The organism is Labrys sp. ALF-8 (genome assembly GCF_059699065.1).
Window position 1 is genome coordinate 1,640,332 of the sequence record NZ_AP048537.1, and the last position, 25,838, is coordinate 1,666,169.

The 25,838-nt window shown below is 64.8% G+C and carries 20 protein-coding genes; 10 read left to right on the top strand and 10 right to left on the bottom strand.

Annotated elements, in window-relative coordinates; translation table 11 throughout:
- Positions 1-50: 50 nt before the first annotated feature.
- From AC6H34_RS07530 to AC6H34_RS07545, 4 genes are all read right to left on the bottom strand, one after another.
- Entirely contained in the window at positions 51-2,021 is a 1,971-nt protein-coding gene (locus tag AC6H34_RS07530; RefSeq protein ID WP_448150574.1) for a BTAD domain-containing putative transcriptional regulator, read from the bottom strand.
- A 793-nt stretch (positions 2,022-2,814) separates the two neighbouring features.
- Positions 2,815-6,039, bottom strand: coding sequence for an efflux RND transporter permease subunit (locus AC6H34_RS07535; protein WP_497538389.1), 3,225 nt, complete (start codon positions 6,037-6,039; stop codon positions 2,815-2,817).
- Positions 6,040-6,054: 15 nt separating this feature from the next.
- Positions 6,055-7,218, bottom strand: a complete 1,164-nt coding sequence (locus tag AC6H34_RS07540; RefSeq protein WP_448150572.1) for an efflux RND transporter periplasmic adaptor subunit — start codon at positions 7,216-7,218, stop codon at positions 6,055-6,057.
- 200 nt (positions 7,219-7,418) lie between these two features.
- The gene (locus tag AC6H34_RS07545; protein ID WP_448150571.1) at positions 7,419-8,735 is read right to left on the bottom strand and encodes a UDP-glucose dehydrogenase family protein; all 1,317 of its coding nucleotides are present in this window, start codon (positions 8,733-8,735) and stop codon (positions 7,419-7,421) included.
- Between the two features lie 124 nt (positions 8,736-8,859).
- On the opposite strand from AC6H34_RS07545, the gene AC6H34_RS07550 reads away from it, so the two are divergent.
- Positions 8,860-9,675 (top strand): alpha/beta fold hydrolase, encoded by an 816-nt coding sequence (locus tag AC6H34_RS07550; RefSeq protein WP_497538390.1) that lies wholly within the window; start codon positions 8,860-8,862, stop codon positions 9,673-9,675.
- 108 nt (positions 9,676-9,783) lie between these two features.
- On the opposite strand, the gene AC6H34_RS07555 is transcribed toward AC6H34_RS07550, so the two are convergent.
- Positions 9,784-10,335, bottom strand: coding sequence for a histidine phosphatase family protein (locus AC6H34_RS07555; protein ID WP_448150569.1), 552 nt, complete (start codon positions 10,333-10,335; stop codon positions 9,784-9,786).
- A gap of 219 nt (positions 10,336-10,554) precedes the next feature.
- On the opposite strand from AC6H34_RS07555, the gene AC6H34_RS07560 reads away from it, so the two are divergent.
- The 7 genes from AC6H34_RS07560 (at position 10,555) to AC6H34_RS07590 (ending at position 17,327) form a co-directional block, all read left to right on the top strand.
- Entirely contained in the window at positions 10,555-10,767 is a 213-nt protein-coding gene (locus AC6H34_RS07560; protein ID WP_448150568.1) for a CbtB domain-containing protein, read from the top strand.
- A gap of 18 nt (positions 10,768-10,785) precedes the next feature.
- Positions 10,786-11,583 carry a CbtA family protein gene (locus AC6H34_RS07565; RefSeq protein WP_448150567.1) on the top strand — a complete coding sequence of 266 codons (798 nt, stop codon included), beginning with the start codon at positions 10,786-10,788 and terminating at the stop codon, positions 11,581-11,583.
- Between the two features lie 388 nt (positions 11,584-11,971).
- Complete coding sequence (locus AC6H34_RS07570) at positions 11,972-12,580, top strand: J domain-containing protein (protein ID WP_448151397.1); 609 nt, start codon at positions 11,972-11,974, stop codon at positions 12,578-12,580.
- 57 nt (positions 12,581-12,637) lie between these two features.
- On the top strand, positions 12,638-13,624 hold the full coding sequence (cobS, locus tag AC6H34_RS07575; RefSeq protein ID WP_448150566.1) for a cobaltochelatase subunit CobS: 987 nt from the start codon (positions 12,638-12,640) through the stop codon (positions 13,622-13,624).
- A gap of 140 nt (positions 13,625-13,764) precedes the next feature.
- The gene (locus AC6H34_RS07580) at positions 13,765-14,139 is read left to right on the top strand and encodes a DUF4112 domain-containing protein (protein ID WP_497538391.1); all 375 of its coding nucleotides are present in this window, start codon (positions 13,765-13,767) and stop codon (positions 14,137-14,139) included.
- A 90-nt stretch (positions 14,140-14,229) separates the two neighbouring features.
- A complete protein-coding gene (gene cobT / locus AC6H34_RS07585) occupies positions 14,230-16,119 on the top strand; it encodes a cobaltochelatase subunit CobT (protein WP_497539857.1) in 1,890 nt (629 codons plus the stop codon).
- Positions 16,116-17,327: a rhomboid family intramembrane serine protease gene (locus AC6H34_RS07590; protein WP_497538392.1), complete on the top strand. Its 1,212-nt coding sequence runs from the start codon at positions 16,116-16,118 to the stop codon at positions 17,325-17,327. Before cobT ends, AC6H34_RS07590 begins: the two co-directional genes overlap by 4 nt.
- A gap of 448 nt (positions 17,328-17,775) precedes the next feature.
- Here the strand turns inward: AC6H34_RS07590 and AC6H34_RS07595 are convergent, their stop codons facing one another.
- From AC6H34_RS07595 to AC6H34_RS07605, 3 genes are all read right to left on the bottom strand, one after another.
- A complete protein-coding gene (locus tag AC6H34_RS07595; RefSeq protein ID WP_448150563.1) occupies positions 17,776-18,525 on the bottom strand; it encodes a glucose 1-dehydrogenase in 750 nt (249 codons plus the stop codon).
- A 50-nt stretch (positions 18,526-18,575) separates the two neighbouring features.
- The gene (locus AC6H34_RS07600) at positions 18,576-19,325 is read right to left on the bottom strand and encodes an SDR family NAD(P)-dependent oxidoreductase (protein ID WP_497538393.1); all 750 of its coding nucleotides are present in this window, start codon (positions 19,323-19,325) and stop codon (positions 18,576-18,578) included.
- A 96-nt stretch (positions 19,326-19,421) separates the two neighbouring features.
- On the bottom strand, positions 19,422-19,772 hold the full coding sequence (locus AC6H34_RS07605) for an ArsR/SmtB family transcription factor (RefSeq protein ID WP_497538394.1): 351 nt from the start codon (positions 19,770-19,772) through the stop codon (positions 19,422-19,424).
- 47 nt (positions 19,773-19,819) lie between these two features.
- On the opposite strand from AC6H34_RS07605, the gene AC6H34_RS07610 reads away from it, so the two are divergent.
- Both AC6H34_RS07610 and AC6H34_RS07615 read left to right on the top strand, forming a co-directional pair.
- A complete protein-coding gene (locus AC6H34_RS07610; RefSeq protein WP_497538395.1) occupies positions 19,820-22,357 on the top strand; it encodes an ABC transporter permease in 2,538 nt (845 codons plus the stop codon).
- Between the two features lie 191 nt (positions 22,358-22,548).
- Positions 22,549-23,325 carry a Bax inhibitor-1/YccA family protein gene (locus AC6H34_RS07615; RefSeq protein WP_448150559.1) on the top strand — a complete coding sequence of 259 codons (777 nt, stop codon included), beginning with the start codon at positions 22,549-22,551 and terminating at the stop codon, positions 23,323-23,325.
- 310 nt (positions 23,326-23,635) lie between these two features.
- Here AC6H34_RS07615 and AC6H34_RS07620 read toward each other — a convergent pair whose 3' ends face one another.
- Positions 23,636-25,255 (bottom strand): acetate--CoA ligase, encoded by a 1,620-nt coding sequence (locus tag AC6H34_RS07620; RefSeq protein ID WP_497538396.1) that lies wholly within the window; start codon positions 25,253-25,255, stop codon positions 23,636-23,638.
- A gap of 6 nt (positions 25,256-25,261) precedes the next feature.
- Entirely contained in the window at positions 25,262-25,834 is a 573-nt protein-coding gene (locus AC6H34_RS07625; RefSeq protein WP_497538397.1) for a CAP domain-containing protein, read from the bottom strand.
- Positions 25,835-25,838 lie beyond the last annotated feature (4 nt).

Here is a 25,838-nt window from a genome sequence, read left to right on the forward strand (position 1 = left end):
CGGGCACTTCAACTCGGTAGTACTCTTGCGAAGGGCCGCAGACACGACGGTCAGGCCAGACCCGCGATCCTGAGCCCCTCCGCGCAGAGATTGACGTCTTCCATCCGACGATCCGGCGCCATCTGGGCGAGCTCCATGGCGGTGGAGCCAGGATACATTTCCATGAGACGGCGGCCATATTGCCGGGCGACTTCCACCTCGCCGAGAAGGCCATGGCAGATCGCCAGAACGCGCATGACGGATTCGTCGCTCTCCATCTTGCTGCACATGCTGATGGCGGCAGCGAATTCCCGCCGGCGGATGGCGATGGTGGCTCCGAACCACCAGTAATAATCGGGCGGGAAGGGGTTGAGCTCGAGCGCGCGCTGGAAACGCTCCCATCCGGCCTCGGCCTCGCCTAGATGGGACAGGGCGTCGGCATGATGGGCCAGAAGGTCCGCCGAATGCGGATTGAGCATCTCGGCGTCGAGGAATTTCTCGGCGGTGCGGTCGAAGTCACGCTGATAGAGCGCCACGACAGCCGCCATCCAATGGCCGATACCGCTGCCGGCATCGATCTCGATCGCCAGCTCCGCTTCGGCCTTGGCCTGGTTGAGCAGATAGGGATCGGTACCGCCGAGCATCAGCCATTCCTGCTGGAGCGTCTGCGCGATGCGTGCGTGGGAGGGCGCGAAATTGCGATCCTCCTGGATGGCCTGGCGAAACTCCGCGCGTGCACGGCGCAGCTTCGGCAGGTCCGAGTTGCGCAGGCGTGCCTGTCCCTCGAGGTAGTGCCGGTAGGCGATCGGCTTGGGATCCGCCCGCATGCGGTCGAGCTGATCGCGTTCGATCTCGCTTGCCAGCGTGGCCGCGATCTGGCGGGAAATCAGACGGAACGAGACCGAGAGCCTATCCAGCGCGACCGGATATTCGGCTGCCCAGATGATCTCATCCCCGGGCTGGCGCGTCAGGCGCAACGCCATCTGGTCGCCGCCCGGCACCATGAGGCCGGAAATCAGGTAGCCGCTCCGCAGTGCGGCGATACGCTCGCTATCCGGCGTATCCGCAACCCCGAAGCTGCTGTGGGGCGCCACCACGACGAAGGTACGATGGCGGGAAAGGTCGTTGGCGATATCCTCGATCAGGGCGCGATGAAGCGGATGCAGCGTCTGGCCGGGAAGAGCCTTCGGGGGAAAGAGGGCGACGCGCGGCAAGCCGGCGAGGCTGCGCACGGCGGAAATCTCCCGCACGGCCTGCTGGATCGGCATGCCGGCGTCCCTGTCGGAAACGATCTGCAGCCGCGCGCGCGGAGCGCTTGCGAGGATGCGCCGGACCGCGGCAACCGTCTCCGGCCGGGGATCGGCGTTGAATTCACGGCGCAGCACTTCGGTGAGGGTCGCATAGGTGCGATTCACCGCATCGATATTGCCGTTGCGGCCGTAGGCCTCCATCAGGGCGCGGAAAGTCTCCTCCCGCTCGGGCTCGAGGACCAGCATGCACTCGCCGATCTTGTCGATCTCGCGCTCCTGAGCGCGCCCGAAGCGCGTCATCTCCACCAGCACGTCGGCCGCCAGCGTCAGCACCAGGCGGCGGAAGCGCTCACGCTCTCCCCGAAACCATTGCGACAACTCCCCGCCGCCGGTGTCGATCGTGTCGAGGAGTTCGCCCTTCGCAAGCAGCACGCCGCTGAGACGCTCGGCCAGGACCGCGGATTTCTGATGAGCCAGGATGACAGCGAGATCGCTGCGTTCGGCGCCGGGGCCGGCGGCCAGGTGCGGGCCGTTCGTCTCCACCAGCGCATCTTCGAGAGGCCAGCAACGGTTGATGCGCACCAGCAGCTGGCGCAGATTGGTCAGGGCCTTTTCCTCGGGCGCATCGTCCCACAGCAGCGAGGCAATCGCCTGCCGGCTCATCCGGCGGCTGCCCGCGAGCAGCAGCATGGCGACGAGGACATATCCTTTGGCAGGAAATACTCCTTCCGTGGGGATTGCCACGTGGGGTATGCCCACCAGGTTAATAGCGATATCGCGCTCAGCATTCATCCAACGATCTCCGGGCCCCCGAAGGCGGCCGCGAGGTTGTGCAAAACCAACCTGCATGTCGCGAGATCTCGTGCTGCCACAAATGCACGCCGCCCCGCTGCAGGAAGAATATACGAACTGCGCCCGACGAACAGCCCGCAAATAATAGTCTCTTGCTATTTTCACGCAAGTCAACAAGACGACGAAAACTTGTGCTTTCAAGTCACGGCCACGTCACACAACACACCGCGCCAGCGCAAATCAAGAGGCAAATCCATTACAGCAATACCTTGGGTAAATTACCTAGGGTAATTACTTTAACACGTAAATTTTGCGAGTTCGAACTCAGAGATATGATCACCTATCCGCTACGATATCATGGCCTTCAGGGAAACAAACCGCTGCGGCGTGACACGGTAATCTGGGGCGTTGATATGATAACACCACGGGAGGCGGGAAAGCCTACAACGGTGAGCGCCGTTGCTGGCCCATGATCTGCAGCGTGACGGCAAAGCAGGCTGGGTGGTTTTCGCTTCCGATTTCAGATCTGCTCATAGATTATGCAGGCCGATCGATAGAAGCGCCTGCGCCCGATAGGCCCTATCTCATTCGCAGAACAGAAAAGGTGGCACATATTCGCCGCCGAAAGTACGCCAAATCATGAAGTTAGCGCGGGATCAGATCGTCAAACCCAATTCAGTTCGTTCCCCGCCGATCCCACGTCTTTGACCTGCTAGGGAAGCGCATGAATATGTCATACGGATTTCAACAAGCGGCAAAACGTTTCCAATTGTACCATACTTAACGACAGTCCTCAGCTTCCCTTTGGTTCGGCCATTGTGGCCGGCGTTACCGTGCTGGGCTTGGGTTTTTCACGAAAGATCAGACGGACGATCAGGCGAATCGTAACGTAGAACACAGGCGTGAGGAACAGGCCCAGCAGCGTAACACCACTCATGCCGAACACAACCGCCGTTCCGATGGCCTGACGCAATTCCGATCCCGGACCCGTGGCGAAGGCAAGCGGCACCGCACCGAGAATGAAGGCAAAGGACGTCATCAGGATCGGGCGCAGGCGCAGCCGGGCAGCCTCCACCACCGCCTGCAGGGGTGTGTCGCCGTGATCCTCGCGCTGGCGGGCGAACTCCACGATCAGGATGGCGTTCTTGGCCGCTAGGCCAACCAGCATGACGAAGGAGATCTGCGTCAGGATGTTGTTGTCCATGTTGCGGACCCACCAGTCGCCGAAGATCGGCAGGCTACGGGCCATGCCGCCGAGCAGGGCCGAGAGGATGGCGAGCGGTACGATCAGGATGATGGCGAGCGGCAGCGACCAGCTCTCATACTGTGCGGCGAGGAACAGGAAGACGAACAGCACCGCGATACCGAAGACATAGTAGGCGGTGTTGCCCACGGAGCGTTCCTGGAAGGCGATCTCAGTCCACTCATAACCCACGCCGGGCGGCAGCACCTCGGCGGCATCCTTCTCCATCAGATCGAGCGCCGTGGTCGAGGACACGCCGGGCGCACCGGAGCCGTTGAGATAGACGGCCGGGTAGAGGTTGTGACGCATCACCGTGTCGGGGCCCGTACGCTCCTCGAAGGAGACCAGCGAGCCGAGCGGCACCAGAGCTCCGGATGCGCTCCTCACCTTGATGCGCAGGAGATCGTCCTTGCTCAGGCGGTCGCGGCCCTCGGCTTGCGCGTTCACCTGGAAGGCCCGGCCCAGCCGCGTGAAGTCATTCACATAGGCAGAACCGACATAGACCTGCAGCGCCTCGAAAACGCTGCCGATCGGGACATTGAGCATCTGCGCCTTGACGCGATCGACGTTGACGAAAAGCTGCGGCGAATTGTTGGAGAGAGTGGTGTAGACCTGCATCAGCCCGGGCGTCTGGTTGGCCTTGCCCATCAGGGCGTAGGCCGCCTGCGTCAGCGCCTCCTGGCCGACACCGCCGCGATCCTGCACCTGCATCTTGAAGCCGTTGCCGGTACCCAGGCCTTGGATGGTCGGCGGCTCGATCACGAATACCAACCCCTCCTCGATGGCGAAGGCACGCTTCTGCAACTCGGCCACGATCGCCTTGGAGGTCAGCCCTTGCTTGAGGCGCTCCTCGAAGGGGGCGTAGGGAACGAAGATGGTGGCGGCGTTGGAGGCGGCCGTGAAGGTGGCGCCGGAGAAACCCGCGACGCCGATGACATGGGCGACGCCGGGCGAGCCGGCGGCGATCTGCTGCGCCTTCTTCACCACCGCGTCGGTACGCTCCAGCGACGCACCGTCGGGAAGCTGCACCACCATGATGGCATAGCCCTGATCCGATTCCGGCACGAAGCCGCCCGGCACCTTCTGGTAGACATAGAAGGTGGCGTAGATCAGGCCGGCGTAGATGGCCAGGAAGAGGAGTTTGTGGCGCGCAGCGAAACCCACCGAGCCGCCGTAGCCGCCCGAGAGGCGGTCAAAGCCGTGATTGAACGCCCTGCCGAGCCCGCGCAGCCAGCGCATGAGGAAGAAGCCGCCCGAATGGCCAGGGTCATGCGGCTTGAGCAGGATGGCGGCGAGCGCGGGCGACAGGGTCAGCGAATTGAAGGCGGAAATCACCGTGGCGGCGGCGATGGTCACCGCGAACTGCTGGTAGAACTTGCCGGTGATGCCCGGCATGAAGGCCGTCGGCACGAAGACGGCGCAAAGCACGAGCGCGATGGCGATCACGGCGCGGCCGACCTCGTCCATGGTGACGTGCGCGGCACGGTTCGGCGTCATGCCGTCATGGATGTTGCGCTCGACATTCTCGACCACCACGATTGCGTCGTCGACCACGATGCCGACGGCCAGGATGAGGCCGAACAGCGTGAGCATGTTCAGCGAGAAGCCGAGGCCGTGCATAACCGCGAAGGTGCCGATCAGCGAGACGGGAATGGCGATGATGGGGATGATCGCCGCCCGCCAGGACTGCAGGAAGACGAAGACGACGATGACGACGAGGATGATCGCCTCGTAGAAGGTGTGGTAGACGGCGTCGATCGAGGCCGAGACGAACTCGGTGGGATTGTAGACGATCGAGTATTTCAGGCCCGGCGGGAAATCCCTCGACAGTTCCTCCATCTTGGCCTTGACGCGATCGGCCGTGGCCAGCGCATTGGTACCCGGGCGCTGCAGCACGGCGAGGCCGACCGTCGGCTGGCCGTCGAGATAGAGATTGGAGCCGTATTGCTTGGCGCCGACCTCGACGCGCGCCACGTCCTTGAGCCGCAGCAATCGCCCGCCCGCAGTCGCCTTGACGATGACTTCGCGGAACTGGTCGGCATCCTGGAAGCGGCCGAGCGTGGTGACCGTGATCTCGCTGGTGGTGTTGTTCGGCGAGGGCTGTCCGCCGAGCGTGCCGCCGGAGACCTGCACGTTCTGCTCGCGGAGCGCGTTGACGACGTCGCCCGCCGCCAGGTTGAAGCTGGCCAGGCGCTCGGGATCGAGCCAGACGCGCAGCGAGGGCTCGCGCAGGCCGAAGGAGAAAGTCGAGCCGACGCCATCGACGCGGGCGATGATGTCGTTGACGTTCTGGATCGCATAGTCGGAGATGCCGTAGTCGCTCAGCGAATTGTCCGGCGAATAGAGCGTGACGATCAAAAGGAAGTCCGAGGAGGACTTGTTGACGGTGACGCCCAGTGCCCGGACCTCGGCCGGCAGGCGCGGTTCGGCCGCGGAAACGCGGTTCTGCACCTGCACCTGGGCGATGTCGAGATCGGTCCCGGTGGCGAAGGTCACCGTGATCTGCAGCGAACCGTCATTGGTGGCCTGGGAGGTCTGGTAGATCATCCCCTCGACGCCGTTGATCGCCTGCTCCAGCGGCGCGGCGACCGTCTCGGCGATGGTCTGGGCGTTGGCGCCGGGATAGGTGGCGTTGATGACGACGGTGGGCGGGGCGATCTGCGGAAACTGCGCGATCGGCAGGCCCACATAGGCGACGAGACCGACGACCACCGTGACGATGGAGACCACGGCGGCAAAGATCGGGCGATCGACGAAGAAATGGCCGAATTTCATGAGCGGCGCTCCCGATCAGTTCGCATCGGGAAGCAGTGGATCCGGCACATCCAGCTTGGTCGGCTGCGGAATGACCTCGCTGCCCGGCCGGGCGCGCATCTGGCCGTTGATCAGCACCGCATCTTCCGGCTTGAGGCCGTTCTTGATCACCCGGAACGTGCCGATCTTCGGTCCGATCTCCACTGGACGGATGGTCGCCTTCTTGTCCACGATGACGGTGACATAGCGTCCCTGAGAGGACTGGCCCACGGCCACGTCCGGAACCACCAGCGCCTCATAGGGCTCGCCCAGGGCGATGCGAATGCGCCCGAACAGACCGGAAGTCAGGAAGCCGTCCGGATTGGCTATCTTGGCGCGTGCCGTGACCGTGCCCGTCTGCGCGTCGACCTGCGGATCGAGATAGTCCAGCGTGCCCTGGTGGGAAAAGGTCTTCTCATCGGAGAGGGCAATCTCCACCTTCGCGGCCGGGTCGACGCCCGCAGCATCCGCCTTGCCCTTATCGGCGCGGCGATAGGAGAGATAGCTCGCCTCGTCGAAGTCGAAATAGAAATACATCGGGTCGACGGCAACGATGGTGGCAAGCGGCTGCGAGCCGTTCGCCGCCACCAGATTGCCCCGCGAGACCAGCTGCCGGCTGATCTTGCCGGAGATCGGCGCTGCGATGGTGGCGTAGTTGAGGTCGAGCTTGGCGGTGGCGAGCGCCGCATTGGCTGCGTCGATCGAGGCGGCCGCCTCCTGGTAGGCCTGAAGGTTGGACTGGTAGGTGGCGTCCGTAACGTTCCCGCTCTTCTTCAGTTCCTCGGCACGCGCCAGATTGGCCTTGGTGAGGTCGATACGGGTCTGGGCGATCTTGACCTGCGCCGCTGCCTGGTCGACGGCGGCCTGGAAGGGGCGCGGATCGATGGAGAACAGCACGTCGCCCTGCTTGACCAGCGACCCCTCGAGGAAGCTCGCCTTGTCGAGATAACCGGTGACGCGGGAAGTGATGTTGACAGAGGGCCAGGCCTGGAAACGGCCGGTGAACTCCGCTGTCTCCACGATCTTGCGGCTCACGGGGTTGGCGACCGTTACCGGCATGGCCGGCATCTGCTGGGCCAGGGCGACACTCACGACCGCCATGGCCGCCATGCCGAAGACGCCTCCCGCCAACCAGCGATAGCTTCGATGCAAACCCGACATGAGCACTCCCGAAAGCGGCGGACGGCCGTCTTCCTGCCCGGCAGGGAAAACGGAATCAGCGATAGTGGCGCAATATGACCATTTTTGAGCGCGCGACCTAGAAAGATCGCGGCACCACAACCTATGGGCGCGGACATGGCGCAAATCGGCAACAATGCCGGTCAGTCAAGGAACGACGGGAGATGTTCGCGCCGACGCCTTCAGGGCGCGGCCGCCGCGCGCCCGATGCTCTCATACCGGAAGCCGTGGCGCGCCATCTCGTCCAGGCGGTAGATGTTGCGCAGGTCGACGATCACGGGCTGCTTGAGCAGTTCCTTCACGCGCTCCAGGTCGAGGGCGCGAAACTCGTCCCATTCGGTGACGATGACGGCGACGTCGGCGCCCTCCAGGCAATCATAGGCGCTGTCGCGATAATCGACGTCGACAAGCACCTTGCGGGCCTCCTCCATGCCCTGCGGGTCATAGGCGCGCACGTGCGCGCCCTTGTCCTGCAGCGCGTAGACGATCGGAATCGAGGGGCTCTCGCGCATGTCGTCCGTGTTGGGCTTGAAGGTGAGGCCGAGCAGCGCCACCGTCTTGCCGGCGACATTGCCCTCCAGCGCGGCGATGATCTTGCGGGCCATCGAGGATTTGCGCGCGTCGTTGACGCCGACCACCGCCTCGACGACGCGCAGCGGCGCCCCGTATTCCTGGCCGGTGCGAAGCAATGCAAGCGTGTCCTTCGGGAAGCAGGACCCGCCATAACCGGGACCGGCATGCAGGAATTTCGCGCCGATGCGATTGTCGAGGCCGATGCCGCGGGCGACTTCCTGCACATCGGCGCCGGCCTTCTCGCACAGATCCGCGATCTCGTTGATAAAGGTGATCTTGGTCGCGAGGAATGCATTCGCGGCATATTTGATCATCTCGGACGTACGCCGCTGCGTGAACAGCAGCGGACCCTGGTTGAGATGAAGCGGACGGTACACCTCGGCCATCACGGTGCGGGCGCGCTCGTCCTCGACGCCCACGACGATACGGTCCGGGCGCTTGAAGTCCTCGATCGCCGCGCCCTCGCGCAGGAATTCGGGGTTGGATACCACGGCGATGTCGGCATCCGGCCTGATTTCCCGGATGAGACGCTCGACTTCGTCGCCCGTGCCGACCGGAACCGTCGATTTGGTGACCACTACGGTAAAGCCTTCGATGGCCGCCGCGATCTCGCGCACCGCACCGTAGACATAGGACAGGTCGGCATGCCCGTCGCCGCGCCGTGAGGGCGTGCCGACGGCCAGGAACACCACGGCGGCGTCCTTCACCGCGGGCGCGAGATCGGTGGAGAAGGAGAGGCGCTTCTCCCGCACGTTGCGTGCCACCAGCTGCTCGAGCCCCGGCTCGTAGATCGGCATGCGGCCGGCGAGTAGGCTCTCGATCTTGGCCGGATCCTTGTCGACACAGGTCACGACATGGCCGAAATCGGCCAGGCACGCTCCCGTCACCAGCCCGACATAGCCTGTCCCGATCATTGCCACGCGCATGCGATCATTCCTCGTTTGGCGCCCTGTCTACAAAAGGGCCGGCGACAAGCCAATGACGAAGTTCCCGCCAGGCACGAGCCGTCATAGACTGGCGCCCGGAATGCGGCGAAACGGAAGATGCGCGATGAAGTGGAACCTTGCCCGGACGTTCGAATTCGAAGGCCAGAGCATCGCCTATGATCGCCTGGGCGCCGGCCCGCCAATCGTGATGGTGCACGGCACGCCCTTTTCCTCCTTCGTCTGGCGCGCGATCGCGCGCGAGCTTTCCCGGCGCTTCGAGGTCTTCGTCTACGATCTCGTTGGCTACGGACAGTCCGAGAAACGCGATGGCCAGGATGTGTCGCTCGGCATTCAGAACCGGCTGCTCGCCGCGCTGCTGCGCTTCTGGTCGCTGGAGCGGCCCGACGTCATCGCCCATGATTTCGGGGGCGCGACGGCATTGCGTGCCCACCTCCTCGACGGCTGCGAATACAGGAGGTTGCTCCTCATCGATCCGGTGGCGATCCGCCCCTGGGGCTCGCCCTTCGTGCACCATGTCAGGCGCTTCGAGGAAGCCTTCGCCGGCGTGCCCGACTACATCCAGGAGGCGATCCTCACCGCTTACCTGCGCGGCGCCGCCCACAAGCCCCTGCCCGACTTCGTCCGCCAGGCCTATGCGGCCCCCTGGACCGGGCCCGTCGGCCAGGCTGCCTTCTATCGCCAGATTGCCCAGATGGACCAGCGCTACACCGACGAGATCCAGGATCGCTACGGCAACCTGCGCTGTCCCACGCGCCTGCTATGGGGCGCCGAGGATGGCTGGATACCGGTGGAGAGAGGGCGCGAACTGGTGGCATTGCTGCCCGGCTGCCGGCTGACCGAGATTCCCGGCTGCGGGCATCTCATGCAGGAGGACGCGCCGGAAGCGATCGTCGCGTCGGCGCTGGAATTCTTCGAATAGGCGCGGGCGCACCCCGAAGGAGCGGACCGGTGGGCGACCGGCCCCAACGCCGGCACATGCGGAAGGCGTCATTGAAGCGCTCGGAGATAGGGGAAACACCCCAACTCCTCATCCAAGCCTCAACGTCCATCCCCGTCCGGATGGCCGCAGCTCCGTGGCTGAAAGCGGGCTCGCTTCGATGCGCCAGAAGGCACGCCCAGCGGCGCCAATCGCATGCACCACGGCGGCACGGGCCACGGAGGCATGGGTAATGGCCAGCGTGTGCCCCTCGAAACGCTCGGCGTCAAGCCAGGCACCGACGCGCCCGATGAGAGCTGTCACCGATTCGCCGCCATGCGGACAGGCCTCGGGGTCGCTGCTCCAGGCTGCCAGCGCCTTCGGCTCGGCACTCGCGACCGCCTCGAAATCGAGTCCGGCCCAGCGGCCATAGTCGCATTCGCGCAAGGCATCGCAGGGCTCGCCCAGCAGCCCCATCGCCTCGGCGGTCTGACGGGCGCGCAACGCGGGACTGACGAGGACACGTCCGATTTTCGGGAAACGCGCCGCCAGTGCGCCGGCTGCCGCGAGGCCCCGGTCGTCGAGCGCTTCGTCCATGGGGAAGCTCGCCGCGCGCAGGGCGGGGGTGGCAGCATGGCACAGAAGGGTCAGACGCGGGGTCATCGACGCGTTCTACAAGCACAAAATTGCCGGCACAATATTGACATATGGCGTTCATGCGCTGCTTATGGCGGATGCACTGCCAAGGTTGGGAAGCCGGTGAGAATCCGGCACGGTCGCGCCACTGTGAATCGGCGGCATCGAGATGCCAGTCCGAAAGTCAGACCTCCTCCAAGGCACGCACGCCTCAAACGGGACGCGTAATCCCAAGGAGCTTAAGAGATGACGACAGCCGTTCTCGCACCAGCCGCCCAGCAGCCGATCACCATTCCGGTCCGCGAAATCCTGCCCTGGGCCATCTTCACCGTATTGCTGGCTATCATCGCCATTTATTTCGTCGGCGCCGAACAAGGTGCGACTTCGGTGTTCCAGGGCATGTACATCCATGAGTGGGTGCACGACGGCCGTCACCTGCTCGGCTTTCCCTGCCACTAAGGGCAACGGGCTTACATCATGGTCAGGTCCCTTTTGATCCGGGGGATGCTTGTCGGCATCCTCGCGGGTTTGCTCGCCTTTGGCTTTGCCAAGGTCTTCGGTGAACCCCAGGTCGACGCCGCCATCGCCTTTGAGGAGAACCACGCGGCGCCGGAGGAAGCGAAACCCGCTCCCTCCACCACTATGAACATGTCGACGGCACCCGGCGAAGCCCAGCCGGCCGCCGGACACGATCATGGCGGCGAGGAAGAACTCGTCAGCCGGCCGATGCAGGCGAGTTTCGGCCTGCTTACCGGCGTTCTCATCTATGGCACGGCGCTCGGCGGTATCTTCGCCCTCGTCTTCGCCTTTGCCCATGGCCGACTCGGCTCGCTCAGCCCGAGGGCGACGGCAGCGGTGGTTGCGACGATCGGCTTTGCTGCGGTCGTTATGATTCCACAGCTCAAATATCCGGCGAACCCGCCGGCCGTCGGCAATCCTGACACGATCGGCCCCAGGACGGCGCTCTATTTCGCCATCATGGCCCTTTCGGTCGTGGTGATGATCGCCGCCCTCAACACGGCCAGCCGGCTTGCCGCCAGCCTCGGACGCTGGAACGCGAATCTGGTCGCTGCCGCGGCCTACATCGTTGTGATGGCAGTCGCCATGCTCATCCTGCCGGGTGTCCATGAAGTGCCGGCGGATTTCTCAGCAAATGTGCTGTGGAACTTCCGGATCGCCTCGCTCGGCATCCACGTGATCCTGTGGACGACGCTGGGCATCGTTTTCGGGCTTCTCGCACAGAAATTGATGCAACCCGACGGCTACAGGACGTAGGGGAAAGCTCAAGCCATTGGCCTGACCCTCAGGCCAATGGCTTGCCAGCCAAGCGTCGCCTTTATGTCACACCACTTCGATTTCTTGCACGATTGCACGAAATTCATCTTCTTCGCACTTGCGAAATGACGCGGGTGGTCGCACCTTAGTAGCCGTAGTGGATGCCGTTCCGCACCCCTACAGCCCTCCTTGGGCGTTTCCTCCCTAAGACTTGGGCCGCCATTTGGGCGGCCTCTTTCTTTTTCGGAGCCGTGCTCCATATAATGTCTACCTGCCACGAGGCAGTTGCGGCCTTCGATTGCCTCTTGTGACATTCCGCCTCAATTAACCCCTTGCCTGTAAGCTCGCGCTTGCCGATTTGGTTTCGCGCTCGCATAGTGATGTCATCATGGATTTGGACTCGCCCTTGTTTGATCGCATCCGGGTGCGCCCGAGGGCCGAGGAGGTCCATCAGGCGTCCGAAAGAACGTGCGAACACGTCAATTGCCGCAATCCTGGCGAGTTCCGCGCCCCGAAGGGGCGCAATCGCGAGGGCCAGTTCTGGCATTTCTGCCTTGAACACGTGCGCGACTACAACAAGAGCTACAATTACTTCGCGGGCCTGCCTGAAGACTCCGTCAGCGCCTACCAGCGCGATGCGGCCACCGGCCATCGTCCGACCTGGACGATGGGCGTCAATCCCTGGGCCAAGAAGCGCGGTCCGGCGGCGGGCCCGGACGTTCACGACGGCTTCGGCTTCTTCGATGACGTGCAGGGTTTCCGCCGTCAGACCAGCGCTCCCGAGCCGGAGCGCAGGCGCCTCAAAATCCTCGAGCGAAAGGCGCTCGAAGCACTGGATCTGCCGGAAACAGCCAATGGCCCGGAGATCAAGTCGCGCTACAAGACACTCGTCAAACGGCTTCACCCCGATGCCAATGGCGGTGACCGATCCAGCGAAGATAAATTGCGCGGGATCATTCAGGCCTATAATACGCTCCGAAGCGCCGGGCTTTGCTAGGGCCTGCTCGAACTGATTGTCGGCTGCGCCGTCCTGGCGCCGGCCAAGGAAGGCATTATGACTGACGCAACGACACCGGCCAATCTGCCGGACATCATGGTTTCGGCCAAAAAGCTGTTTGGTTTCGACACGGACCTCGAAGTGCCGGCCTATTCCAAGTCCGACGATCACGTTCCGGACCTCGATCCCGACTATCTCTTCGACAAGCCGACGACCCTGGCCATCCTCGCGGGCTTCGCGCACAATCGCCGCGTGATGGTGACGGGCTATCACGGCACCGGCAAGTCGACCCATATCGAGCAGGTCGCCGCGCGGCTGAACTGGCCCTGCGTGCGCATCAACCTCGACAGCCACGTCTCGCGTATCGACCTCGTCGGCAAGGACGCCATCGTCCTCAAGGACGGCAAGCAGGTCACCGAATTCCGCGACGGCATGCTGCCCTGGGCGCTGCAGAACAACATCGCCCTGGTCTTCGACGAATATGACGCCGGCCGACCCGACGTGATGTTCGTGATCCAGCGCGTTCTCGAAATCTCCGGCAAGCTGACGCTGCTGGACCAGAAGCGCGTGATCCGGCCGCACCCGGCCTTCCGCCTGTTTGCCACCACCAACACGGTGGGCCTCGGCGACACCTCCGGCCTCTATCACGGTACCCAGCAGATCAACCAGGGCCAGATGGACCGCTGGTCGATCGTCACCACGCTGAATTATCTGCCGCACGACAAGGAAGTCGACATCGTGCTGGCCAAGGCCAAGCACTATCAGCGCAGCCCCAACGGACGCGACATCGTCAACAAGATGGTGCGCGTGGCCGACCTCACCCGCAACGCCTTCATGAATGGCGATCTCTCCACGGTGATGTCGCCGCGCACGGTGCTGACCTGGGCCGAGAATGCCGACATCTTCCACGATATCGGCTTTGCCTTCCGGGTGACCTTCCTCAACAAGTGCGACGAGCTCGAACGGAGCCTCGTCGCCGAGTTCTACCAGCGGGCCTTCGGGGCCGAGCTGGCGGAAAGCTCGGTAAACGTGGCGCTGACCTGACCTGGCGCACGGACGTCTCGTTCGCGCTCCGACGGTCTCGGAGAGCAGCGAGATAGCCGCTCTCCCGGGGATTATTCCTCTTCACTCCCTTGCGTCCGCCCTCTGCCCCTCCCATCTGGGCGCGGTGGAGGGCCGGGAGCATGGCTTTTGCGGCAGCAGGCGACAGGAGTGAGTTGCGCGTACGCGTCGAGCGCCTCGACCGGCTGTCGCGACTCCTCGACACCGCCTTCGCCATTCCCTTCACCCGGATCCGGTTCGGCGTCGATGCCGTCATCGGCCTCATCCCCGGCTTCGGAGACTGGGCAGGCGTTGCTCTTTCGAGCATCGTCGTCGTGGAGGCCGTGCGCATCGGCGTGCCGCGCGCCTTGCTCGCCCGCATGATCGTCAACGTCGCCATCGAGGGCGCTTTCGGCTTCGTGCCCGTGGCCGGCGATATCGTGGACGTCTTCTGGCGTGCCAATCGCCAGAACATGAGGCTGCTGCGCGAGCACCTTGCCGCCGAAGGGCGGCTCTGATTCCGGGCGCCGCGTCCCGCCGTCGCATGCCGATCGCGCTTGTCGGACCAGTTCACGGTTGAGGAATGGCACGGCATTGGATATCTCAGGATCATGACTACCAATCGCAAGCCCGGCGACAAGGCCAAAGACGTCCCCAACGATGCATTCAAGCGTTCGGTGGCCGGAACCTTGCGCGCCATCGCCCGCAAGCCAGACCTGGAGGTGACCTTTGCCTCCGAAAAGCCGGCCTTGATGGCCGACAAGGCACGCTTGTCCGAACCGCCGCGCAAGCTCGATGCCCATGTCGCCGCCGTGGTGCGGGGCCAGGCCGACGCCATGGCGCTGCGCCTCGCCTGCCACGACATCGGGATCCACCGGCGCCTGGCGCCGCAGAATGAGCAGGCGCGCTCGGTCTTCGACGCGGTCGAGCAGGCGCGCTGCGAGGCGATCGGTTCACGCCGCATGACGGGGGTTGCCAACAACCTCACCGCCATGCTCGAGGACCGCTATTTCCGGGGCGGCAAGTATGAGGATATCCGCGTCCGCGAGGAGGCGCCGATCGAGGATGCGCTCGCCCTCCTCGTTCGCGAAAAGCTCACCGGACTGCCGCCGCCGGAACCGGCGCGCAAGCTGGTCGATCTCTGGCGCCCCTTCATCGACGAAAAGGCGGGCAAGGATCTGGCGCGCCTCGACAGCGTGATCGAGAACCAGCGCGCCTTCGCCCGTACCATGAACGACGTGCTTACCCATATGGGCCTGTCGGAGGAAGCGCAGGCCGATGCCGACGATTCCGACGATCGCGACAATGACGCGGACTCGGAACAGGAAGGCGAGAACCAGGAGAATCAGGGCGAATCCCAGGACGAATCGGAGTCGATGCAACTCGACGAGAAGGAGACCGACGACGAGGATTCGCAGGAAGGCGAAACCCAGGACGCCGAGTCGCCCTCCTCCGACATGCCAGACGAGACGGAGACGGGCGACGCCGAAGAAGCCGCGCAGCCCTGGCGGCCGCCGGAACATCGCGACAACGAAAAGCGCGGTCCCGACTATCGCGCCTTCACCACGAAGTTCGACGAGATCATCGACGCCGCGGATCTGTGTGATCCGGAGGAACTCGACCGCCTGCGGGCCTATCTGGACAAGCAGCTCTCCAGCCTCTCGGGCGTGGTGGCGCGCCTCGCCAACCGCCTGCAGCGCCGTCTGATGGCCCAGCAGAACCGTTCCTGGGACTTCGACCTCGAGGAAGGCACGCTGGACCCGGCGCGGCTCTCGCGCGTCATCATCGATCCGACCTCGGCGCTTTCCTTCATGCGCGAGCGCGACACCGATTTCCGCGACACCGTGGTGACGCTGCTGATCGACAATTCAGGTTCGATGCGCGGGCGTCCCATCACCGTGGCGGCTACCTGCGCCGACATTCTTGCCCGCACGCTGGAGCGCTGCGGCGTGAGCGTGGAGATCCTCGGCTTTACCACCCGCGCGTGGAAGGGCGGGCAATCGCGCGAGGCCTGGCTGCAGGCCGGCAAGCCTGCTTCGCCCGGACGCCTCAACGATCTCAGGCACATCATCTACAAGTCAGCCGATGCACCCTGGCGCCGCGCCCGGAAGAACCTCGGCCTGATGATGCGCGAGGGTCTGCTCAAGGAGAATATCGACGGCGAGGCCCTGAACTGGGCACACCAGCGTCTGCTCGGACGAGCCGAGAGCCGCCGCATCCTGATGGTGATCTCGGACGGGGCGCCGGTCGACGACTCCACCCTGTCCGTCAACACCGGCAACTATCTGGAACGGCACCTGCGCTGGGTGATCGAGGACATCGAGACCCGCTCGCCGGTCGAGCTGATCGCCATCGGCATAGGCCACGACGTGACCCGCTATTATCGCCGCGCGGTCACGATCGTGGACGCCGAGGAGCTTGGCGGCGCCATGACGGACAAGCTCGCCGAACTCTTCGACGAGACAGGCTCCACGGGCCCGCGCCGGACGGCGGCGTGATCCGGAGCGCAGAAACGCTCTGGCGCGAGGCGCTGCGCGGCCCCATGCCGCTTGCCTTTCCGCTGGCGGCGGTCTGCGTCGTCTGCTTTGCGCTGAGCGCCGTGCTCAGTCTGGTGCTGATCGCCCTGGCGAGCGACGCCCCGTCTTCCGCCCTGTTCGGTGCGCTGTGGACACCCCTTCCGACGGTGCTGATCCAGATGGGCGCCGGCGGTCTGCTGGCCCTCGCCAACTGGCAGCCCTGGTATATTTTTACGGCGATCTTCCTGCACGCCAGCCTTCCCCATCTCATCGTCGACATGATCTGCCTGGTGATGATCATGCCGCCGGTCGAAAAGACCTTCGGGCGCCTGCGCGCCTTCGTCATCTTCGTGCTTGCCGGGCTGGCCGGCTCGCTGGCATCGGCCTTCTACGGCGAACTCTACACGGTCGGCACCTCGAGCGCGACGTTCGGCCTTTTCGGCGCCGGGCTTGTCTATGGCTCGCTGCGCGGCGGGGACGAGGGCCACGCCCTGATGTTCGGCACCGCCAAATGGGCCGCGCTCAATTTCGCCTTCGGCCTCTTCTCTGTCGCTACGATGGCGCCGAGCGTTTCCTTTGCCGGACTGTTCGGCGGCTTCATCGCCGGCGTCGTGGTGGCTCTTGCCATGATCTACCGCATCGGCCCATCCTGGCTGCAGGGCATTCGCCGCACGGGACTCGCCCTCGCCAGCATCACCCTGCTCTGCCTGGCGCTCGGCACGGGTACGGCGATCTCCTCGGCCTGGCAGGCCTGGATGAGCCCAGAAACCTACGCCCAGGACAGCAATGACGATCAGATCTCCCGCCTGAGCTCCGTCATCTCGCTGGATTCCGACAACGTTGCAGCCCATGCCCTGCGCGGCGCGGCCTATGCGCTGAAGGACGATTATGCCAGCGCCATTCCGGACCTCGATGCCGCCCTTGGGGGCGGATTCGATTCCCCGCAGTTGCGCAATCTGCGTGCCTGGTCGCTCTACAAGGTCGGCCGTGCCGCCGACGGTCTGGCGGATGCCAATGCCGCGCTGGCCGTGACCCCCAATGACGCGGCGACACTCGATACCCGTGCCCACATCTATGAGGATCTCGGCCAGCGCGAGAACGCCATCGCCGACTATCGTGCCGCACTCGCCCAGGATCCGGACATCGCCGAAAGCAAGGCCGGACTGCAGCGGTTGACAGGGGAACAATAAGGCTGACGCCATATCGACGTCAGGCTTGGGTCCCATCCGCGAATCGAGTGCGAAGTTGAGCCGGAATGGCAACCTCGACCCATGCCGGCAGACGGCCGGCAAGGTGACGGACTTTCAGGCGACGCCTGGCCAGGATCAGCCTGCGCCGTCGACCGGAATTATCGAAAATCCAAGCGCGATCGGCGACTGCCAGCGCAGATGCCTAATTGCCAAGGCTTCGTGCAGAGCGGCGCTGGATGTCGCCCGCCGGAACGTCATGGCCACCATCACTCATCGACCATCTCCATCGCCACGTTGCCGCGGCGGCGCTGGTCATATTCGCCGCAAATTACATGAGAAAGCGCTTACGTGCTCGAAGTTTTGCAGAACTTTGCGCCGAGGGAGGCCGAATGCCGATCTTTCGGCCTCCCCTTTCGCGCGTCGCCGGCGAATCCGGATGGTCCCTCGCCTACCTCACCCCGCCTGAGGCGACCAGCACTTCGCCTGTCAGCCAGCCTGAATCGGCCGAGGCGAGAAACACGGCTACCGGCGTGATGTCGTCGGGCTGGCCGATCCGGCCGAGCGGCGTCTGCGCCACGGTCTGGCTCTCGAGGTCGCCGCCGAGGAAGCCGGCGGTGTGCACGCCCTCGGTTTCCACCATGCCCGGATTGATCGAGTTCACCCGGATCTTCTTCGGCCCGAGTTCCTTGGAAAGAACATGGGTGACGGCCGTCACGGCGCCCTTGGTGGCCGTGTAGACCGCAGTCTGCGGCAGATTCAGTTCGGTCACGGCCGAGCCGATGTTGATGACACTGCCGCCCTCGGGTCCGAAATGCTTCTCGGCCTCCCGGGTCGCCAGCAGAAGGCCCAGCACATTGGTGTTGAACTGGCGATGGAATTCGTCCTCGGTGATCGCCTCCAGAGGGGCGAAGGCGTAGACGCCGGCATTGTTCACCAGCACGTCCAGCCTGCCATAGGCCCTGGCGGTCTCGTCGAACACATGCCTGACGTCATCGGCCTTGGAGACGTCGCCCTTCACGGCGATCGCCTTGCCGCCCTTGGCGGTGATCTCCGCCACCACCCTGTCGGCCCCCTCGCGGCTGGATGCGTAGTTCACGACCACCGAGGCGCCCTCGGCGGCCAGGCCTTTTGCGATGCCCGCGCCGATGCCCTTGGAGGCGCCCGTGACGACGGCGACCTTGCCTGTCAGCTTGCTCATTGTCTTTCGCTCTTGTTGCAGAATTGGATCTTTGTTGAAAGCGGCGGCGTTCAGCGCACGCCGCCGGACGCCAGCAGAGTCTCGCCGGTGAGCCACCCCGAGTCGTCCGAGGCAAGGAAGACGGCGACGGGAGCGATGTCGGAAGGCTGGCCGATGCGGCCGAGCGGCGTCTGCGCCACGGTCTGGCTCTCGAAGTCGCTGCCGATCACGCCGGCAGCATGGACGCCCTCGGTTTCCACCATGCCCGGATTGATCGAGTTCACCCGGATCTTCTTCGGCCCGAGTTCCTTGGCCAGCACATGGGTTATGGAGGTCACGGCGCCCTTGGTGGCGGTATAGATCACCGTGGTGGGCGGGGTTATGTCGTCGGCGATCGATCCGATATTGATGACGCTTCCGCCTTCGGGGCCGAAGTGCCTCTCGGCTTCCTGAGTCGCCAGCAGGAGGCCCAGCACATTGGTGTTGAACTGGCGGTGGAACTCATCTTCCGTGACCGCTTCCAGAGGCCCGAACTGGTAGACGCCGGCGTTGTTCACCAGCACGTCCAGCCTGCCATAGGCCTGCCTGGCATCGGCGAAGAGCTTCTTCACGTCGGCGGCCTTGGAGACGTCCCCCTGGATCGCCGTAGCCCTGCCGCCCTTCGCGACGATCTCCGCCACCACCTTGTCCGCGCCTTCGCGGCTGGTGGCGTAGTTCACCACCACCGCCGCACCCTCTGCGGCCAGCCCCTTGGCAATACCTGCGCCGATACCCTTGGAAGCCCCCGTGACGACGGCGACCTTGTCCTTCAATTTGCTCATTGTCGTTCTCGTTGTTCGGTGACAATGATTCGATAGTTAGATAATCATCGAAACGAAACAAGAGGTACTGCCAGGGATTTTTTTGCACCGCGTCATTCAGATCCTGGCGAGCTGTTCGAGGTAGGCGGCCAGCACGTCGCGCTGCAGCACGAGCGTCGCGTACTTGCCTTCGCGCAGGATCTCGATGAGGCCGGCGTTCTCAAGTTCCTTCATGTGGTGGGAAAGCGTGGCAGGGCTGATCGCCTGGCACTGCTGAACCCCGGAACAGGCCATCGTGCCGCCGGAGGCCGAGATCTCCTTGAGGATCTGGTAGCGGCGCGGTTCGGCAAGAGCGCGGGCGATCAGGGTGAACTGCCTGTCCGAAAGCTGGGTGGCGGGAGCGGTCGACATGATCGACCTTATATCGGTTTCGGCGGCGCCTTTGGCAAGCCCGGAGCCCTGCCTCATGCCGTAGCGCCTTGATTCGGCCTCTTCCTTCCGCTCATTGTGGAATCATGACCTCAGCCCCCCTTTCACTACCCCTGCGCTACGCCGTTCGCGAGTTGCGGGCCGGCATTCGCGGTTTCGGTATCTTCCTGGCCTGCCTGGCGCTTGGCGTAATGGCAATTGCCGGTGTCGATGCCATCTCCAGCGCCCTCACCGACGGGTTGCGCACGCAGGGCCGGGTGATCAATGGCGGCGACGTCGAATTTTCGCTGATCGGGCGCGAAGCCGATCCGGCGGAGCTGGGCTTCCTCGCCGGCCAGGGCAAGCTCTCGGTGATCGCCGGCACGCGCGCCATGGCACGCACGGCTGATGGACAGACCGCGCTTGTCGAGATCAAGGCCGTCGACGCGCTCTATCCCCTGCTCGGCTCGGCCGAGCTTGGCCTGGGCAAGCCGCTTGGAGAGACGATCGGGGGGGAGGGCACGCAGGTCCGGGCCGTTGCCGATCCCACGCTCTTTGCCCGCCTGAACCTTCCGCCGGGCGCCGCAGTGACCGTCGGCGCCCTCAGCGTGACGCTTGCCGACCGTCTCGTCAGCGAGCCGGACAAGCTCGCCGGCGGCATCGGCTTCGGCCCGCGCCTGATGATGACGCTGGATGCCTTTCGGGCGAGCGGGCTGATCCAGCCCGGTTCCCTCATCCGCTGGCGATATCGGCTCGCCCTGCCGCCCGACGTCCTGCCGTCGACGGTGACCGACAAGGCGAAGGCCGCCTTTCCGCAGGCTGGCTGGGAGATTCGCACACGCGACGACGCTTCGCCGGAGCTGCGCCGAGGCATCGACCGCTTCACCATGTTCATCACCCTCGTGGGCCTCACGGCGTTGCTTGTCGGCGGTGTCGGCGTGGCCAACGCCGTGCGTGCCTTCGTCGAGCGCCAGCGCAACAATATCGCCACCCTCAAGACGCTCGGTGCTGGCTCGAACCTCGTCACCGTCATCTACCTGACCCAGACGATGATGCTCGCCGCCTTCGGCATCGTCATCGGCCTGACGCTGGGCGCCGCGCTTCCCTTCATCCTCGCCTATGGCTTTGCGGACTATCTGCCGCTGCCCATCACGCCGGTGATCAACCCGGCCGGCCTCGCCCTCGCGGCAACCTACGGTGTGCTCACCGCCCTCGCCTTTTCGCTGCTGCCGCTCGGCCGTGCGCGGGAGATCGGTGTCTCCGCGCTGTTCCGCGACGCCATCGCGCCCGGCCGCCGCTGGCCCGAACCGATCTTCCTTGCCCTGGTGGCAGTGCCGGTGGCGGCGCTCGTCGCGCTTGCCGTCATTTTCGCCACCGACAAGAAGGTGGCGCTGGTCTATGTCGCGGCGGCGCTCGGCGCCTTCATTTTGCTTCGCCTGGTGGCAAGCCTCCTGATGGCGCTGGCGCGACGCCTGCCGCGCGCCCACAACACCCCGCTGCGCCTCGCGGTGACCAATATCCATCGCCCCGGCGCCGCGACGCCGTCGGTGGTGCTCTCGCTCGGGCTCGGGCTCTGCCTGCTGGTGGCGCTGACGCTGATCGATGCGAATATCCGCCACCAGCTTTCGGCCGCCATTCCCGACAAGGCTCCGAGCTTCTTCTTCGTCGATATCCGCCGCACCGACGCCCCTCGCTTCGAAGCCTTCCTCAAGCAGGCCGCCCCGCAGGCGAGCGTCGAGCGCGTCCCCATGCTGCGCGGTCGCATCGTCAGCGTGAACGGCACCCCCGTGGAGAAGGTGCAGCCGCCGCCGGAGGTCGCCTGGGTGCTGAGCGGCGATCGCGGCGTGACCTTTGCGGACACAGTGCCGGAAGGCTCCCGCGTGGTCGAAGGCCGCTGGTGGGGTCCCGACTATTCCGGGCCGCCCCAGGTCTCGCTCGAGCAGGAGATCGCCCGCGGTCTCGGCCTCAAGGTTGGAGACCCCATCGTGGTGAACGTGCTCGGCCGCAACATCACGGCTACGGTCGGGGCGCTGCGAAAACTGGAATGGCAGAGCTTCGGCATCAATTTCGTGCTGGTCTATTCGCCCAACACCTTCAATGGGGCGCCGGTCACCGACATCGCCACCCTCACCTATCCAAACGGCGCCAGCGACGATACCGAGCTCGGCCTGCTCAAGCAGGTCGCGGACGCCTTCCCCGCAATAACGGCCGTGCGCATCAAGGACGCATTGCAGAGCCTGGCCGAACTCGCCGGGCAGCTCGCCGTGGCGATCCGGGCCGCCGCCTCGATCGCGCTGGTGGCCTCCATCCTCGTTCTGGCGGGCGCGCTGGCCGCCGGGCAGAGCAGCCGGCTCTACGATGCCGTCATCCTCAAGGTGCTCGGCGCCACGCGCAGCAAGATCCTCCTGGCATTCGTGCTCGAATATGGCCTGCTCGGGCTTGCCACGGCGATCTTCGGTGTGGTGGCCGGAACGGCTTCGGCCTGGCTGGTGGTGACCTACCTGATGAACTTCACCTTCACCTTCCTGCCGGGGCCGGCGCTCGCCGCCGCTTTCGGGGCAATGGCGCTGACCATATTGTTCGGCCTGGCCGGCACCTGGCGCATTCTGCGGCAGAAGCCGGCTGCCCATCTGAAAAGTCTCTGAGCCGGGCATGCGATTGGGCTTGCCTGTTCCTTCAGCGAAGACGTATCGTTCCCGCAGGCAGATTGGAGCAGCTGTTATTCCCCGGGGTTGTTCCTAAACAACATTGCACGCAATTCACTTAACTGTTGTTGCGGGACACACTACATAAGGGGCAGCTTTCTGCGGCGAGTGCCGCACTTTTGGAGAGTCCGATGTCCTTCAATGATCCTCGCTACTCGGCTGGCACCGTCTCTGACGTCCGCGCCGGAGCACCGGCGATCGACCAGGGCCTGCGCGCCTTCATGCTCGCGGTCTACAACCACATGACCCTCGGCGTGGCCATCACCGGCCTCGTGGCGCTCGGCGCCTACCTGGCCTCCGGCGTTGTGGTCAACGACGCGGGCAGGATCGTGGACATGGGGCCAGTGGGTCTCTTCCTGTTCAACAGCCCGTTCAAGTGGGTTGTGATGCTTGCCCCGCTGGCCATGGTGTTCTGGATGAACATGGGCGCCGAAGGCCGTTCGGTGCAGTCGACGCGCATCCTCTTCTACGTGTTCTCCGCGCTGATGGGCCTGTCGCTGTCGACCCTGTTCCTGGTCTACACCCATGGCTCGATCGCCCGCGTCTTCTTCGTCTCGGCAGCCAGCTTCGGTGCCCTGAGCCTGTATGGCTACACCACCAAGCGTGATCTCTCGGCGTTCGGTTCATTCCTGATCATGGGTCTGTTCGGCCTGCTTCTGGCCAGCCTGGTGAACCTGTTCTTCCCGTCGGGCTTCCTGACCTTCGTGATCACGGTCGCCGGCGTGGGCATCTTCGCGGGCCTCACCGCCTACGACACCCAGATGCTGAAGTCGCTCTATGTCGAGAACGCCCGCAGCTTCAGTCGCGACGAAGGCGAAAAGCTCGCCGTCCACGGCGCGCTGACGCTCTATCTCGACTTCATCAACCTCTTCATCATGCTGCTTCGCCTCCTGGGCGACCGCCGCTGATCGAAGCGGGAACCGACATCAAGCCCGGTGGGGGAGCGCGGCTTCCCCACGACAGGCTCCACGATCCGAAGGCGGTGCGGCATGGCACCGCCTTTTTGCATTTGATCCGTGGATGAGTGGGAAACCTCGCCCCCTGGTATCGCAAGCAAGATCCCCACGCGCATTGACTTTGCGGAGGTAAAGCGCCCCAAACCCGGAGGGGCGATTACCGATTACCCTCTTTCTCTTCCCTGAAACGGATCGCTTCCAAGATTGTCGATCCCGCCGGCGCCTGTGGGCGTCTCGCCTGCACCCCGGGGGCGCCTCCGCCTCAATCGCCTTCCCTCAGGGCCCTGCGGATGATCTTTCCCGATGCCGTTACCGGCAGGGCGTCGGCATAGGCGATCACACGCGGATATTCATGCGCCGACAATCGTTCACGCACGAAGAGCTGCACGTCCTTCGTCAGTTCCGCGGAGGGTGCGAAGCCTGGCTTGAGCACCAGGAAGGCTTTCACGATCTCCGTACGCAGCGTATCCGCCACGCCGATGACCGCCGCCATGGCAACGGCCGGATGGCGCATCAGGCAGTCCTCGATCTCGCCGGGACCGATGCGGTAGCCCGCCGAAGTGATGATGTCGTCGCCGCGGCCGATGAAGTGGACATAGCCATCCTCGTCCCGCCTGGCCTTGTCGCCGGTAAGCAGCCAGCCCTCGCGGAACTTGGCAGCCGTCGCCGACTCATTGCGCCAGTAGTTCAGGAACATCACGGGATCGGGCGCCTTGACCACGACCTCGCCGATCTCGCCCACGGCGCATTCCCGCCCCTCCTCGTCTTGGATCTCGATTTCATGCCCCGGCACGGCCTTGCCGATGGCACCGGGCCGGGATACGCCGGCCCGGAAGCTCGAACCGAGCACCAGGTTGCACTCGGTCTGGCCGTAGAGCTCGTTCACGGGAAAGCCGAAGGCATCGCGAGCCCAGGCGTAGGTTCCCGGACCCAGCGTTTCACCGGCCGACATGATGCTGCGCAGGTGCGTCCGGTAGACCTCGCCCGGGCGATGCGCCGCCTGGAGCATCCGCAGGGCCGTGGGCGGCAGGAAGGCATTGCGCACCTTCAGGTCCCAGAGCAGGGACAGCGCCTCGTCCACCGAGAACTTGGCGTGCAGGCCGGCCACCACGGGCACGCCGAGCGCGAGGCTCGGCAGCAACACGTTGAGCAGGCCGCCAGCCCAGGCCCAATCCGCCGGTGTCCAGATGACATCGCCAGGCTGTCCCAGGCCGGGATGGGCAAAGAGAAGCCCGGGAATATGGCCGAGCACCACGCGATGGCCATGGACGGCGCCCTTGGGCTGGCCTGTGGTGCCCGAGGTATAGATCATCATGGCCGGATCGTCCGGCGTGGAGACGATGGGCGGCAGCTCGCCCTGGGCGCCCGCGATCAGGCGATCGAAGTCGAGAGCTCCTCCGCCCGCTCCGTCGACGCTGATCAGCGTCTCCAACTCGGGCAGGTCCGTCTCGATCTGGCCGAGCTTGGCGAGGCCGTTCTCATCGAGAACGAGCACCTTGGCGCCGGAATCCTTGAGGCGGTAAGCCAGCGCATCCGGGCCGAAGAGAACCGCGAGCGGCAGGGAAATCGCCCCCAGCTTGGCGGCGGCGAGATGGGCGATCACCACCGCGGGCGATTGCGGCAGGAGGATCGCCACCCGATCGCCCTGCCCGACACCGAGGCGCTTCAGCGCGAGGGCGAAGCGGTCGGACGCCTCGCGAAGGGCACCATAGGTGACATGGTCGCTTTCCCCGCCCGGCAGGCGAAGCAGGATTGCGGGACGCCCCGGCTCGCGCCTCGCCCACGCGTCGCAGACATCCGCGCCGACATTGTAGCGGGCCGGCAGGTTCCACCGGAAATCGCGGCGGAGCGCTGCATAGTCCTTGTTGAGCGAAGCTGCCATCCCGCCTCAGTTCCCGAATAGACCGCCGAGGCCGCTCGGCGCCGGGCGGCGTACTACCCGCACCGTCGGTCCCTGGCCGAAGATCGACGCTTCACCGGCGGCCGGCGGATCGCCCGCGATGACCATGGCCCAATAGACCCGGCCGCCCGACGTGGCAATGGCAATGCCGAAACGGGTGGCCCGCGGCAACAGCAGGTTGGCGTTGTGGCCGGGGGAGTTCTTCCACTGCCTCATCGCGTCCGCGTCGGTATAGGTGCCGTAGGAAATGTTCTCGCCGGCACCGTAGAGGTTTGCCGCCCGTGCCCGCGAGACAAAATCGCCTCCGACATCATGCTTGAGGTCGTTGTGGGCAGCCATGACGTTGGCCTGCGTCTGCGCGAAGGCGACCAGGCGCGAATCGAGGACGACCGGCGGCAGCCCCTTGCTCTGGCGATATTGGGAAAGCCAGTCCCGTGCAGCCGTGGCGCTGAAGGACACGGCGCGGCGCTGATAGGATACCGGTTCGGGCGGCTGGGTGGCGCAGGCGGCAAGCCCCAGCAGGAGGGAGGCGGCCATGGCCGTCCTGAGGAAGGACATCATATTC